General features: G+C 66.7%; 13 protein-coding genes and 1 other RNA gene. 9 read left to right on the top strand and 5 right to left on the bottom strand.

The window, feature by feature from the left end:
* Positions 1 to 279 precede the first annotated feature (279 nt).
* The 4 genes from A7D17_RS03265 to bioC all read left to right on the top strand — a co-directional run bounded on the left by A7D17_RS03265 (position 280) and on the right by bioC (position 3,707).
* Positions 280 to 675: a DUF7079 family protein gene (locus tag A7D17_RS03265; protein ID WP_239692128.1), complete on the top strand. Its 396-nt coding sequence runs from the start codon at positions 280 to 282 to the stop codon at positions 673 to 675.
* Between the two features lie 57 nt (positions 676 to 732).
* Complete coding sequence (gene bioH / locus A7D17_RS03260; protein WP_064507783.1) at positions 733 to 1,494, top strand: pimeloyl-ACP methyl ester esterase BioH; 762 nt, start codon at positions 733 to 735, stop codon at positions 1,492 to 1,494.
* Between the two features lie 44 nt (positions 1,495 to 1,538).
* The gene (locus A7D17_RS03255) at positions 1,539 to 2,321 is read left to right on the top strand and encodes an SDR family oxidoreductase (protein ID WP_064507782.1); all 783 of its coding nucleotides are present in this window, start codon (positions 1,539 to 1,541) and stop codon (positions 2,319 to 2,321) included.
* Positions 2,322 to 2,822: 501 nt separating this feature from the next.
* Positions 2,823 to 3,707: a malonyl-ACP O-methyltransferase BioC gene (bioC, locus tag A7D17_RS03250; RefSeq protein ID WP_064507781.1), complete on the top strand. Its 885-nt coding sequence runs from the start codon at positions 2,823 to 2,825 to the stop codon at positions 3,705 to 3,707.
* Here bioC and A7D17_RS03245 read toward each other — a convergent pair.
* Positions 3,699 to 3,779: non-coding RNA, sX9 sRNA (locus A7D17_RS03245), on the bottom strand. The genes bioC and A7D17_RS03245 overlap by 9 nt on opposite strands.
* Before the next feature lie 249 nt (positions 3,780 to 4,028).
* On the opposite strand from A7D17_RS03245, the gene lpxO reads away from it, so the two are divergent.
* The gene (gene lpxO / locus A7D17_RS03240; RefSeq protein ID WP_064507780.1) at positions 4,029 to 4,934 is read left to right on the top strand and encodes a lipid A hydroxylase LpxO; all 906 of its coding nucleotides are present in this window, start codon (positions 4,029 to 4,031) and stop codon (positions 4,932 to 4,934) included.
* 172 nt (positions 4,935 to 5,106) lie between these two features.
* On the opposite strand, the gene A7D17_RS03235 is transcribed toward lpxO, so the two are convergent.
* From A7D17_RS03235 to A7D17_RS03225, 3 genes are all read right to left on the bottom strand, one after another.
* Positions 5,107 to 5,526 carry a nuclear transport factor 2 family protein gene (locus tag A7D17_RS03235; RefSeq protein WP_064507779.1) on the bottom strand — a complete coding sequence of 140 codons (420 nt, stop codon included), beginning with the start codon at positions 5,524 to 5,526 and terminating at the stop codon, positions 5,107 to 5,109.
* A gap of 243 nt (positions 5,527 to 5,769) precedes the next feature.
* Positions 5,770 to 6,387 (bottom strand): YdcF family protein, encoded by a 618-nt coding sequence (locus A7D17_RS03230; RefSeq protein ID WP_064507778.1) that lies wholly within the window; start codon positions 6,385 to 6,387, stop codon positions 5,770 to 5,772.
* Positions 6,372 to 7,331 (bottom strand): pyridoxal-phosphate dependent enzyme, encoded by a 960-nt coding sequence (locus A7D17_RS03225; RefSeq protein ID WP_064507777.1) that lies wholly within the window; start codon positions 7,329 to 7,331, stop codon positions 6,372 to 6,374. The genes A7D17_RS03230 and A7D17_RS03225 overlap by 16 nt, the downstream gene beginning before the upstream one ends.
* Before the next feature lie 157 nt (positions 7,332 to 7,488).
* Between A7D17_RS03225 and A7D17_RS03220 the strand changes: the two genes are divergently transcribed.
* The 4 genes from A7D17_RS03220 (at position 7,489) to A7D17_RS03205 (ending at position 12,298) form a co-directional block, all read left to right on the top strand.
* The gene (locus A7D17_RS03220) at positions 7,489 to 7,941 is read left to right on the top strand and encodes a hypothetical protein (protein WP_064507776.1); all 453 of its coding nucleotides are present in this window, start codon (positions 7,489 to 7,491) and stop codon (positions 7,939 to 7,941) included.
* Positions 7,942 to 8,519: 578 nt separating this feature from the next.
* On the top strand, positions 8,520 to 10,424 hold the full coding sequence (gene mnmG / locus A7D17_RS03215; protein WP_064507775.1) for a tRNA uridine-5-carboxymethylaminomethyl(34) synthesis enzyme MnmG: 1,905 nt from the start codon (positions 8,520 to 8,522) through the stop codon (positions 10,422 to 10,424).
* Positions 10,425 to 10,467: 43 nt separating this feature from the next.
* On the top strand, positions 10,468 to 11,322 hold the full coding sequence (locus tag A7D17_RS03210) for a nucleotidyltransferase domain-containing protein (RefSeq protein WP_239692127.1): 855 nt from the start codon (positions 10,468 to 10,470) through the stop codon (positions 11,320 to 11,322).
* A gap of 340 nt (positions 11,323 to 11,662) precedes the next feature.
* Entirely contained in the window at positions 11,663 to 12,298 is a 636-nt protein-coding gene (locus tag A7D17_RS03205; RefSeq protein WP_239692126.1) for a DUF2490 domain-containing protein, read from the top strand.
* Positions 12,299 to 12,448: 150 nt separating this feature from the next.
* On the opposite strand, the gene A7D17_RS03200 is transcribed toward A7D17_RS03205, so the two are convergent.
* Positions 12,449 to 13,396, bottom strand: coding sequence for an alpha/beta hydrolase (locus tag A7D17_RS03200; protein WP_064507773.1), 948 nt, complete (start codon positions 13,394 to 13,396; stop codon positions 12,449 to 12,451).
* Positions 13,397 to 13,621: the final 225 nt, after the last annotated feature.

Below are 13,621 nucleotides of genomic sequence, written 5' to 3'. Positions count from 1 at the left end.
ATCGATCCATTGCCCCGGCATGCGGGAGATGCTGCCCGAACGCAGGTTGGAGCATGCCTATGGATGGACGAACCCAGCCACAGGCGGCCTACCTGCGTGCCGGCGACGGCACGCTGCTGAGACCCGCATGAGCAGCGCGCGCGCCAGTTCGCCTGGCCCCTCCAGCCGGCAGGTTGGAAGCCGTTGCGTCTGTGCCAAGCGGATGGGCGAACCGTTTCGCCGTTTGCACGCTGTCCGCGCGAGCTACATGCACCACGCACCATCGCACCCGGCAGCGACGTGGTTGCCACTGTGACCTCCAGCGCGCCCGACCCAACCGCCGCCACATCGGCACAACGCCGCGTCTGGGAAGCGCTGTCCTTGCTGTACCTGGACAGCGCCGGCGATGACGAACACCTACTCATCGCGCAGGCATTGGCCGCTTCGCCGTTCACGCTACCGCAGTTGCGCACGATGCTGTTGCATGAAGTGCATCCGGTGTTGGTCGGCAATCTGCGCAGCGTGGCGGGCGTGTGGGATGCGTTCGATTCCGACTGGCTGGCTGCGACGATCACCGCGCGTCGCGCGCGGCGCTGGCGATGGCCCGACCGCTGGTGCCGGCGTGGCGACGCACGCGCGCAGTGGGCAGTGCTTGCACCCAAGATCGAGGCGCTACGCGCGATCGACAGGCACTGACCTGAGCACACCACACTCCGCACCATGCGGTGCCCATCGATCGGCGACAATGCGCACATGCATATCGATGTCATCGGCCAAGGGCCTGCGCTGGTTCTTCTGCACGGTTGGGCGCTGCACGGCGGGGTGTTCGCACCGCTGGTGGAGCGGCTGTCGCCGCACTTCCAATTGCATCTGGTGGATCTTCCCGGGCACGGCTTCAGCCGCCAGGACCCCACGCCGCTGGCGCTGCCCGATGTGGTGGCCGACGTAGCAGCCGCCACGCCGCCGGCAGTGTGGCTGGGCTGGTCGCTGGGCGGCCTGTTCGCGCTGCATGCGGCTGCCACGCTGCCGCAGGTGCGTGCACTGGCGATGATCGCCGCCACGCCCCGCTTCGTGCGCGGCAGCGACTGGCCGGAGGCTGTCGAACGCGAGGTGTTCGCGCAGTTCGGCCAGGACCTGGAGCGCGATTATCGCGGCACGCTGGAACGGTTCCTGGCACTGGATACGTTGGGCTCGGCGCATGCGCGCGCCGAGTTGCGCAGCCTGCGCGAGACGCTAACCGCGCGCGGCGAGCCGGCTGCAGAGGCCTTGCAACAAGGTCTGCAGCTGCTGGAGCGCACCGACCTGCGCCGTGCGCTGCCGCAGCTGACGCGCCCCAGCCTGTGGATCGGCGGCCAGCGCGACCGGCTGGTGCCGGCGGCCGGCATGCAGGCCGCCGCCGCACGCGCGCCGCAGGCACAGACGCTGACCATCGCCGGCGGCGGTCACGCACCGTTCCTGGGCCATGCCGACCAGGTGGCCGAGGCACTGCAACGCTTCGTTGCGTCCGTGCCCTGAGCAGATCGTCGATCATGCGGCTTCGCTGATCGAGGACGCACTGCATGGATTTGGGAATCGCCGGGCGCTGGGCACTGGTCTGCGCCGCCAGCAAGGGTCTGGGACTGGGCTGCGCACGCGCGCTGGCCGGCGAAGGCGTCAACGTGGTGATCGTGGCGCGTGGCCACGCTGCGCTGGAACAGGCGGCCGCGACCTTGCGCGCGCTCCCTGGCGCCGGCGAGGTGCGCAGCGTGGTCGGCGACATCGCCACCGCGCAAGGCCGCAGCGCCGCGCTCGCCGCCTGCCCGCAGGTCGACATCCTGATCAACAACGCCGGTGGCCCGCCGCCGGGGGATTTCCGCCAGTGGGAGCGCGAGGACTGGCTGCGCGCGCTGGACGCCAACATGCTGGCGCCGATCGAGCTGATCCGCGCCACTGTCGACGCGATGCGCGCGCGCCGCTTCGGCCGCATCGTCAACATCACCTCCAGCGCGGTGAAGGCGCCCATCGACATCCTTGGCCTGTCCAATGGCGCGCGCGCCGGCCTCACCGGTTTCGTGGCGGGTGTGGCGCGCAGCACGGTGGCCGACAACGTCACCCTCAACAACCTGCTGCCCGGGCAGTTCCTCACCGACCGGCTGCACGGCAATTTCGCTGCCATCGCCCAGCAGCAGGGCATGACGGCCGACGAAGTCGCCGAACGCAAGCGTGCCGGCATTCCGGCCCGTCGCTTCGGCGAGCCCGATGAATTCGGCGCCGCCTGCGCGTTCCTGTGCAGCGCGCAGGCCGGCTACATCACCGGGCAGAACCTGCTGATCGATGGCGGCAGTTATCCGGGCACGTTCTAGCGCGCGTGCGCCTCGTCAATGGCCGTCGGCAGGCGGGAGGTCAGCTGACACCGCGTCACACAACTTTCCCGCACAGGTCAGCGCTGCACGACGTGGCGGACCGCCACCCGTGGGCCAGGCCTGTCAGAACGAGGTGGCGTGGGGCGACATGCACCGCGACCGGTGCCAGCGTGCGCACTGCAACTGCCGCCCATCACCTGATCGGCTGGGCACGAAAGTCGCCACAAGATCACCGTGGCAGGCACGGGCGCGGCGCAGACGCGCAGAGGCATTGATGCAATCCAGCGCATCTGCGCGCGGCATGCCATAGCGCGCGCGCTGCAGCGATCGGTCGAACGCACTCCACGCACTCCGGCGCGTTGCAGCACCTGGCCAGTCTCCACGCCATGCCTGCTCCAACGACCGATAGCCAATGGCCACAGTCAGATCTCCAGGCAAACGCAACACCAACCCCCCGCATCGATTCCCTCCACACCGGCCACAGGCGACAATAGCGCCGCAATGAACAGTACTTTCGACCCCCGCCACGTCCGCCGCGCCTTCGCGCGTGCCGCCAGCAGTTATGCCGCCGCCGCCGCGTTGCAACGCGAAGTGGAAACGCGGCTGCTCGAATCGCTGGATTACCTGGGCGAGCAGGTGCCCAAGGTGGTGCTGGATGTCGGCGCCGGCCCGGGCCATGCCAGCAGCAGCATCAAGAAGCGCTGGCCCAAAGCGCAGGTGATCGCGCTCGACCAGGCCATGCCGATGCTGCGCCAGGCGCGCAAGGCGGCCGGTTGGTGGAAGCCGTTCGCACAGGTCTGCGCCGATGCCCGCGCGCTGCCGGTCGCCGACGGCAGCGTGGATGTGATCTTCAGCAATCTGTGCCTGCAGTGGGTGGAAGACCTGCCGGCCGTGTTCGCCGGGTTCCGCCGTGCACTGCGCCCGGGCGGTCTGCTGTTGTGCTCCACCTTCGGCCCCGAGACCCTGATCGAGTTGCGCGAGGCCTTCGCGCAGGCCGATACCGCCCCGCACGTCAGCCGGTTCCCGCCGATCGCCCAGTTCGGCGACGCCTTGATGATGTCCGGCTTCCGCGACCCGGTGCTGGACCGCGACCTGTTCACCCTCACCTACAACGACCTGCCCGCACTGATGCGCGAGTTGCGTGCGATGGGCGCGACCAACGCGCTCAGCGACCGCCGCGCCACCCTGACCGGACGCGGCCGCTTTGCTGCCGCCAGTGCCGCCTACGAACCGCTGCGCCGCGCGGACGGCACCCTGCCCAGCTCCTGGGAGGTGATCTATGCGCAGGCCTGGGCGCCGGCGCCCGGCGCGCCGATCCGCGAGCGCGGCCAGGACATCGCCAGCGTCCCGGTGGCCTCCATCCCGATCCGCCGCCGCAGCGAATAAGCGCGGACGGCGCGAGCGGTCGTCAGGTGGGTACGGACGGCGCGGAGGACCCGGAGTGTACGAGCGGTACATGCCGTACCCAGCACCGGCCGCGCCCGCCTGGCGGTGAGCGCAGTCCGTTTGCTGACTGCTCTGAGCGGCGGTGCACAGCGGCCGCTCGCGTGCGCCGGTACCCGATGACACACACTATTGCGCCGGCGCCATTGTGCAGCAGGCAGGTGCGGCCGCCGGAGCCGGTAGAATTCACTAATTGACGACAGCGCCCCACCGCGCTGGCTTCCCCCCTTTCGTTGCGGCCCCCGCCCCAATTGGCATTCCCCCATGTTGAAGTGGCTTCTCATCGCGCTGTTCATCGCATCGGCGCTGTACATCCATTACCGCGGTCGCGTGCGGCACCGGCTCAGCCGGCAGCTGCTGGACCATTCCACCTTCATGGCGCCGATCAACACGCTGATGTACCTGTGCTCGCGCGTGCCGACCACCCCGTTCATCGACCCGGGCAGGGAATTTCCGGAACTGGCGCCGCTGCGCGCGAACTGGCCGGTGATCCGCGACGAGGCGGTGGCGCTGCAGCAGATGCAGAAGATCCGCGCCGCCGACGGCTACACCGATATCGGCTTCAACTCGTTCTTCCGTCGCGGCTGGAAGCGCTTCTACCTGAAGTGGTATGGCACCGCGCACCCGTCTGCGGCCGAGCTGTGCCCGCAGACCACCGCGCTGCTGAAATCCATCCCCACGGTGAAGGCGGCCATGTTCGCCGAGCTGCCGCCGGGCAGCGAACTGCGCCCGCATCGCGACCCGTTCGCCGGCTCCATGCGTCTGCACCTGGGCCTGGCGACGCCCAACGACGACCGCTGCTTCATCGACGTGGATGGCCAGCGGCATAGCTGGCGCGACGGCGAATGGACCATGTTCGACGAGACCTATATCCACTACGCGCGCAACGATACCGATCAGGACCGCATCATCCTGTTCTGCGATATCGAGCGCCCGATGCGCTGGCGTTGGGCCGGGGCGGTGAACCGCTTCGTCGGACGCAGCCTGCTGTCGGCCGGCGCCTCGCCCAACCAGGAAGGCGACAAGACCGGCGGCATCAACCGCGTGTTCCGCTACTTCTACGCCGCGCGCCTGAAGGCCAAGGCATTGAAGGAACGCAACAACCCGCTGTACCAGGTACTCAAGTGGAGCATCTTCGTGCTGGTGGTGATCGGCATCGTGCGGCTGTAACGCCCGCGTCGATCATCCGGCGGCGCGCCGGTGCGATCGAGCCGGCCCAGCAAGACCAGCATGGCCTGCGTCGCAAGCTGCCAGCGCACCGTGCGGCATGATCCTTCGCTTCGCATCATGCGCCGGCGCGCTTGTCACGCACCGGCCATGTAGAGCTGCGCGGCCGGTACGATCAGCGCGAGACCTGCGCGATCCATTCCTGCAGGTTGTAGTAGTTGGTGACGCGGGTGATCTTGTCGGCGTGTATGTCGAAGAATGCGCCACCGGGCAACACATAGGTCTGTCCGTTCGCTTCCGGCAGGCCTTCGTCGGTGGTGTGATAGACCCCATGCACCACGTATTCGGCGCCGACACGCGTGCCGTCTTCGTTGGCGGTCAGCACGATGTCGTGCAACTGCTCGCGGTAGCTGTCGTTCATGCGCTGCAAGAAGCCCGCGAACTCCGCACGGCCGATCTCACGCGGCCCCTGATTGAGGTCGTGGGCCACATCGTCGGCCAGGAACGCCAGCATGCCGTCCCAATCGCCGCGATTGAAGGCCTCGTAATAGGCCTGGACCAGGCCGGTGGCGCGTTGCCGGTTGCTCTCGCTCATGCTCGAACCTGCCGCTGGGAAAGCCGCATCATAGAGCGGCTTTTGCACGCGTGCGAAGACGCCGCCAGCGACTGCATTGCAGTTCCGCACGCCGTGAGGCATCGGACCGAGAACAACCACCGCCAGCGCTGTCTTGCAGCGTGATCTGCTGCAACGCAAAACCCCATCCTCGAAAACACCGCCGGTGCGGCGGTCGAACGCCATCGCCGATGGGTCTACCGTGAGCGCAGCGCGCCGCGCGGCTCAGGGGCCTTGCACTACCAGATCGCGGTGGAAGTAATAAACCTCCTGCAGCAGAAAGCGCCAGCTGGTGTGGAAGCTGCGAAAGCGCGTACTGGGCGTGGACGAGGCCAATGCATCCACCCCCAGCTCCTGGCTCAGCCGCAGTGCGCGCGCCATGTGCAGCGGATCGCTGACGATGATGGCCCGGTGCAGGCCGTGGCGCTCCATCAGCGCGCGCGCCTGTTCCAGATTCTGGCGGGTGGTCCGCGACCGGGTCTCGATCATGATCGCCTCCGGCGGCACGCCATGGCGCAGTGCATAGCGCCGCGCCACCTGCGATTCGGAAAAGCGGGCGCCATTGCCGAAGCCGCCGGTAAACAGCAGGTGCGGCGCGTAGCCTTGCGCGTACAGATCCAGCGCATGCCGGATGCGTTCTTCGAACACCGGCGAAGGACGTGCATCGTAGGCGGCCGCGCCCAGCACGATGATCACGTCGGCCGGCGCGGCCTGATCACGGTCGCCGACCCAGACAATCCAGCCGGCGACCGCCACCAGCCAGATCAGCGCCAGCATGCACAGTCGCCAACCCCAGCCCCACAGGCCCAGTCCACGCGACCGCCTGCTCACGCGGCGACCCATGGCAAGGCATCCAGATCGACATTGCCGCCGGACAGGATCAGCCCGACCCTGCGTCCGGCAAACCGCGCAGGGTCGGCCATCACCGCCGCCAGCGTAATCGCCGAAGACGGCTCCACCACCTGCTTGAGCACCTGCCAGAGCAACCGCATCGCCTGCAGCACGGCGGCATCGTCCACCGTGATCACCTGCGCACCGGCAGCCTGCAGCAGCGCGAAATTCGGCGCGCCCAGGGTGCCGCGCAGGCCATCGCAAAGGGTGTCGGGCACGAAGTCGACCAGGCGCTGCCCGGCCGCCAGCGACCGCGCGGTGTCGGCCGCCCCGCACGGCTCGGCCAGCACCAGCGCGCAGCCCGGTGCCGAGTGCAGCGCCAGCGCCGCGCCGGCGGCAAGCCCGCCGCCACCGACCGGCGCCACCAGCACGTCCAGCCCGCCGCTTTGATGCAGCAGCTCCAGCGTGGCGGTGCCCTGCCCGGCGATGACCGCCGGATCGGTGTAGGGATGGACCAGGGTTGCGCCGCTGGTCTGCTGTACCTGTGCACACAACTGCTCACGTGCGGCAATGGTCGGCGCACACCGCCACAAGGTGGCGCCGTGACGGGAAATATTGGCCAGCTTGGCGGCCACCGCGCCTTCGGGCACCACCACGTGGCAACCGATGCCCCGGGTCCGCGCCGCCAGCGCCAGCGCGGCGCCATGATTGCCGGAAGAATGGGTGACCACGCCACGCGCCGCCAGGTGCTCCGGGAGCGACCACACGGCATTGCAGGCGCCACGAAACTTGAAGGCGCCACTGCGCTGCAGGTGTTCGGCCTTGAAGAACAGCTGCGCACCGCAGAGCGCATCCAGATTATGGGAGGTCAGCAACGGTGTCGGCGCGCAATGCGGCGCGATGCGCGCGGCGGCGCGCAGGACATCAGAATGGGCAAGAGTGGCCGTTTCGATCATGTCCCAAGATTAACGTATCGCCCCACTCTTCACGGCCAGCAGGCATACCGCCTGCGCATGCTGGATCGATGAAGAAGCAGTCCATTGCCGCGCAATTAAGGACCGATTCAATGCAGCGGTTCGAAAGTGAGATCATGGTTGCAGGAGGGCACCATCCATGAAATTCCGTCTGATCTTTGCTGCCGGGCTACTCGCCCTGGGTGGCTGCGCAACCTACGACTACACCGGCGCCGGGTCGGGCGGCTATTACCGGGGCGCCCCCGCCGTGCAGTATCGCTATCCGCCCGGCTACTCACCGTTCTATTACGGTGCACCTTATGGCGCTGGTGCGATCGGACTGTATGACTACCCGGTCTATCCGGTCTACCGCGGCGGCGGGGGCTATTACTACCGGCAGTACGACCGTCGTCCGCAGTACCGGCCGCCCCGGCACAACGGGTCGTTCAATCACGGGCCGCGGCCGGGTGGGCCGCGTCCGCAGCAGCCCACCCGGCCGCCTGCCAACGCAGCACCGGCCAGGCCGCCTGCCAGGATCGGTGCTCCGCCGCGGGTGATTCGCGAAATCCAGCGGCAGACCGCGCCGCGTCCCCCTCGCCAGCAAATTCCGTGACAAGCTGACTGCGACACGCCCCACAATTGGCGATATTGGGGGCTTGCGTTCAGCCGGCACTTGGTCGCAAGCTAGGTGCTCTGTGTGACCCGCTGCGTCATCTCCTGACCCAGCCCGCCCCACTGACCGACTTATGTCGATGTCCGACAGGGAAATCTGGATCCCCCCTGTTCCGGCCCTGTCGGATATCGGCGCCTCCAATGCATAAAGCCCCGGCATGCCGGGGCTTTATGTTTTCTGGCATGGCCCGCCTGGGCGACGCAGCGCCGGCAGACAGTGAAAGGCTTGCGACCCGGACGTCAGCGGGCAAAAAAATAAGGGTCGGCAGTCCCCCGACTACCGACCCTTACGCTACCCCGACGCACGCGCGGCTGGCCCCTGTTCCAATTCCAGCCTTTGCGCCCATGTCGCAATGCCGCGTCGGGTGCAGTAGGGATATCCGCACGAAACATGCCAACTTGAGTGTCAGTATTTGGTAATGTGATCCACATCACATTTTTAGCGTCTTAGTGACCGTATCGGCGCTTCAGCCGATACTTCCCCGGCCGTTTTCCTCTTTCCGTTCCCAGTCCACGCCCATGTCCGATTCCTTCTATCGCTTTGATGTCATCGTCATCGGTGGCGGCCACGCCGGCACCGAGGCAGCGCTGGCGTCCGCGCGCGCCGGTGCGCGCACCCTGCTGCTGACCCACAACATCGAGACCGTCGGCGCGATGAGCTGCAATCCGGCCATCGGCGGGATCGGCAAGGGCCATCTGGTCAAGGAGATCGATGCGCTGGGCGGCGCGATGGCACGCGCGGCAGATCTGGCCGGCATCCAGTGGCGCACGCTCAATGCATCCAAGGGCCCGGCAGTGCGCGCCACCCGCTGCCAGGCCGACCGCAACCTCTATCGCACCGCGATCCGCCGGATCGTCGAGGCCCAGCCCAACCTGACCGTGTTCCAGGCGGCGGTGGACGATCTGGTCATCCATAACGGCACGTCCGAAGCCGACAGCGTGCGCGGGGTCATCACCCAGACCGGGCTGCGCTTCGAGGCCGCGGCGGTGGTGCTCACTGCAGGCACCTTCCTGGCCGGCAAGATCCACGTCGGCGAAACCCAGTATGCCGCCGGGCGCATGGGCGACCCGCCGGCCACCACGCTGGCGGCGCGCCTGCGCGAACGGCCGTTCGCGATCGACCGGCTCAAGACCGGCACCCCGCCACGCATCGACGGGCGCACGCTGGACTACGGCGTCATGGCCGAGCAACCGGGCGACGACCCGCTGCCGGTGATGTCGTTCATGGGCCAGGTTGGCGACCACCCGCGCCAGGTCAGCTGCTGGATCACCCACACCACCGAGCAGACCCACGACATCATCCGCGGTGCGCTGCATCGCTCGCCGCTGTATTCCGGGCAGATCGAAGGCATCGGCCCGCGCTACTGCCCGTCGATCGAAGACAAGGTGGTGCGCTTCGCGGAGAAGACCAGTCACCAGATCTTCGTCGAGCCCGAAGGCCTGGAGGTGACCGAGATCTATCCCAACGGCATCTCCACCTCGCTGCCGTTCGACGTGCAGCTGGCGCTGGTGCGCTCGATCCACGGCTTTGCGCAGGCGCATATCACCCGCCCCGGCTACGCGATCGAATACGACTTCTTCGACCCGCGCGGGCTCAAGGCCTCGCTGGAAACCAAGGCGGTGGGCGGGCTGTTCTTCGCCGGGCAGATCAACGGCACCACCGGTTACGAGGAAGCCGCCGCACAAGGCCTGCTGGCCGGCCTCAACGCCGCACGCCATGTGCAGGGGCTACCGGCGTGGTCGCCGCGCCGCGACGAAGCCTACCTGGGCGTGCTGGTGGACGATCTGATCACCCACGGCACCACCGAGCCGTATCGCATGTTCACCAGCCGCGCCGAGTACCGGCTGCAGCTGCGCGAAGACAATGCCGATGCGCGCCTGACCGGCGTCGGCCGCAGCATGGGCCTGGTCGATGACGCGCGCTGGGCGCGCTTTTCGGCCAAGCAGGAGGCCGTGCAGCGCGAAAGCGCGCGGCTGTCCGCGCTATGGGCAACCCCGGGCAATGCGCTGGGGCGCGAGGTGACCCAAACCCTGGGCGTGTCGCTCAGCCGCGAAACCAATGTGCTGGACCTGATCAAGCGCCCCGAACTCAGCTACGCCACCTTGATGCGCGTGCCGGCCCTGGGACCGGGCGTGGACGATACACAGGTAGCCGAACAGGTGGAAATCAGCGTCAAGTACGCCGGTTATCTGGATCGCCAACGCGACGATATCGCCCGCCAGCAGCGGCAGGAAAACACACCGATACCGGACGGCTTCGACTATGCCGGCGTGCGTGGGCTGTCGATCGAAGTACAGCAAAAGCTCGAACGCGTGCGCCCGCAACACATCGGCCAGGCCCAGCGCATTCCCGGCATGACGCCGGCAGCAATCTCGCTGCTGCTGGTGCATCTGGAGCGCGCGCGCCGCAGCCAGGTGGCGTAGCCGGCCGCCATCCGCGCGAACGCTTCTGCGCGCGCTGGCTATCATGGGGCAGGTCATCGGCAAGGACAGCGACAACATGGACATCCATCCCATCGCAGCGGACAAGCGCGAAGCCGTGCTGTCGGCCCTGCGCGACATCGAACAGCAGCATGACGTGCGCATCCTGCTGGCCTGCGAATCGGGAAGCCGCGGCTGGGGATTTTCCTCGCCGGACAGCGATTACGACGCACGGTTTGTCTACGTCCATCGTCGCGATTGGTATCTGACGGTCAACGAGAGCACCGGCCCCGGCGAGCCGCAGCGCGACGTGATCGAACTGCCGATTTCCGACGATCTGGATGTCAGCGGCTGGGATCTGCGCAAGGCCTTGCGGCTCGTGTCCAAGTCCAATCCGACGCTGCTGGAATGGCTGCATTCGCCGGTGGTCTATCGGCAGGACGCGGTGGCCGTTGCGCAGTTGCGCGCCATTTCCACGCAATTCTATTCGCCGCTTGGCACGTGGTGGCATTACTTCAACATGGCCAAGAGCAACTACCGCGGCTACCTGCGCGGCGAGCGCATTCGTACCAAGAAATATCTCTACGTGCTGCGCCCGATCCTGGCCTGCCAGTGGATCGAGCGCAGGCAGGACATGCCACCGATGGCGTTCGAGGTATTGCTGGACGAGCTGCTGCAAAACGGCGACCTGCGCAACGAGGTGGATCGTTTGCTGGCGCTCAAGCGTGTCTCCACAGAAGTGGAAGACGGCCCGCGGATTTCGGCAATCAGCGATTTTCTCGAAGCAGAGCTGGACCGCATGGGGACCACCCAGCCGCGCCTGTCGGCCGGCAAGGGCCGCGCCGACGCCCTGGATACGCTGTTTCGGCAGATGCTTGCGCCCGACGCCACATCGATCTAGCGCAGCGTGCTGAGCTGCTTGTCTGGCGGCAGATAACTCGCGGATGTGGATCGCGACTGCCTTCTACCTGGCCAGACAGCAGGCACGGCAACCCCGCACCTGTCAGGCCTAAGGTCTGCGCATGGTGCCGAAAAATGCACTGAAGCGAGGGCATGTCGCGATTAACGAAGAGATCGGCAATAAACGGCGCGATGCGTCGACCAAGCGGTCGAAGGAAGCACAACTCCTGTTGCTATGATTTGCCAACGACGACACAAAAAAATAAATGAACGCACTGAGCACGTTATTGGGCACAACGCTTCGCATCGCCTGCCCCGTTTTATTTTTGACACTGGGGTCCATGTCCACCGCACGCGCCGCGACCGAAGAGGATGGCCGCTATTGGTTGAGTGTCTACGCGCAGGGCAAGTTGCCGGTTGAAAACCTGTACTGGAGCATGGATGTGCATCCGCGCTGGCGCGAAGAAGGTGAGCAGTTCGATCAATTGATCCTGCGCCCTGCGGTGTTCTACCGGCTCAACCCCAAGGCCAGCGTCTGGATGGGGTACGACACCATCATCAGCCATCCGGCCGGCCAGCCGTCCAACCGCGAAAATCGTTGGTGGGGACAGTTTCAATACCAGTTCGATCCCATCGCCGACATCACCATCACCAGCCGCACCCGCCTGGAGCAGCGTCACCGCGAAGACTTCAGCGATGAAGGTTACCGCGTGCGGCAGATGATCCGCGCGGTGCGCCCGAGCGGCTTGAGTCCGCAGCTGTCGTGGGTGGCGTTCAACGAAGTGTTCGTCAATCTGGATCAGACCCAATGGGGCGCGCGACGCGGTCTCGATCAGAATCGCGTCTTTGTCGGCATCAACTGGAAATTCAATGCCATCGCCAATATGGACGTTGGATACTTGAATCAGTTCGTCAATACGCGTGCGGTGGACCGTGAGAACCACGTGCTGATGACAACCTTTCGTTTCAATTTCTGACGCCTCTGCGCGAATGCAGCTGCGTGCAGCAACCTGCGAGATGGCTGCCTCGGCTGCACCGCACTCTGGCCGCGAAGCGCACACAGCCCTGGCCACACGCATGCGCGGCACGTACGCGCATGCGTCCGATGCTGGAGTCAGCGTGCCGAATTACAGCGGCAGCAACCGTTGCCGCAGCATCTGCGCGCATAGCTCCATGGTGGTTTCCGCTGCCTGGATGGCACGGCCCATCTGGATGAAGCCGTGAATCATGCCGGGGAAGGTCTGCACGCTGACGTCCACGCCGGCCGCGCGTAGGCGTTCGGCGTAGCGCAGCCCTTCGTCGTGCAGGATGTCCAACTCCGCCAGCACGATCAACGCCGGCGCCACGCCTTCCACGTCCGGCGCCAGGAGTGGGGAGATACGCCAGTCGTGCGTGATGGCGGCGTCCTGGAACAGGTGCTGGTTGAAAAAGCGCGTTGCCTGGCGGGTCAATGGCGGAATATCGGCGTTGGTGGTGCGCGATGCGTGCACAGCGCTGTCTTCGCGCGCATCGGTCAGCGGGTACAGCAACACCTGGCAGCGCAGGGCGATGCCGGCATCGCGCGCGACCAGGGCCAAGACCGCGGCCATGGCCCCGCCGATGCTGTCGCCGGCAACCGCCAACCGCCGAAGATCCGCGCCGACCTGCTGCGGCTGCGCCACCAGCCACCGCAACACGGCGATGACGTCTTCCACGCCCGCCGGCGCCGGGTGTTCCGGGGCCAGGCGGTAGTCCACTGCCAGCACCTGGCAGCCGGCGCGCGCGGCCAGCTGGCGGCAGATATCGTCGTGCGAGTCCAGATCACCCACGACGCCACCACCGCCGTGCACGAACAGGCAGGTGGGCGCGGGGTCGTCGGCAAGCCCGGGCGGGCGATACAGGCGCAGCGGCACTTGCCCGCTGGCGGTACTGGCGTGCAGATCGCGCACCTGCATCTCAAGCACCGGAAAGCCGAGCTGCGCGCTCATGCCACGCATCATGGCGCGCGCCCCTGCCAACGGCAGCGCCTCCATCGGAGGCGCACCGGTCTGCTGCAGCTGTGCGAACAGGCGAGCGACATCTGGATCGAAGGACATGGCGATTCCATCACGAGAGGACGATGCGCGAAGCTTGCCAGATTGTTATTAACAATAACCATTATTTTCAGTAAACAGCTACACGGGGCCGTAGGAGCGACGACCGACATCCCTGCCTGTGCGACTCTGCACCCCGACCTGGCCTGCCGAATGACCGTGGATTGCTGCATCGCATCGCAAGCTTGCGCGCGGACGCGCTCTGCCCCCCGTGCCCTGCGCCCTGCG

This window comes from Xanthomonas floridensis (genome assembly GCF_001642575.1).
GTDB lineage: Bacteria > Pseudomonadota > Gammaproteobacteria > Xanthomonadales > Xanthomonadaceae > Xanthomonas > Xanthomonas floridensis.
This window is presented reverse-complemented; position numbering and strand designations above follow the sequence as displayed.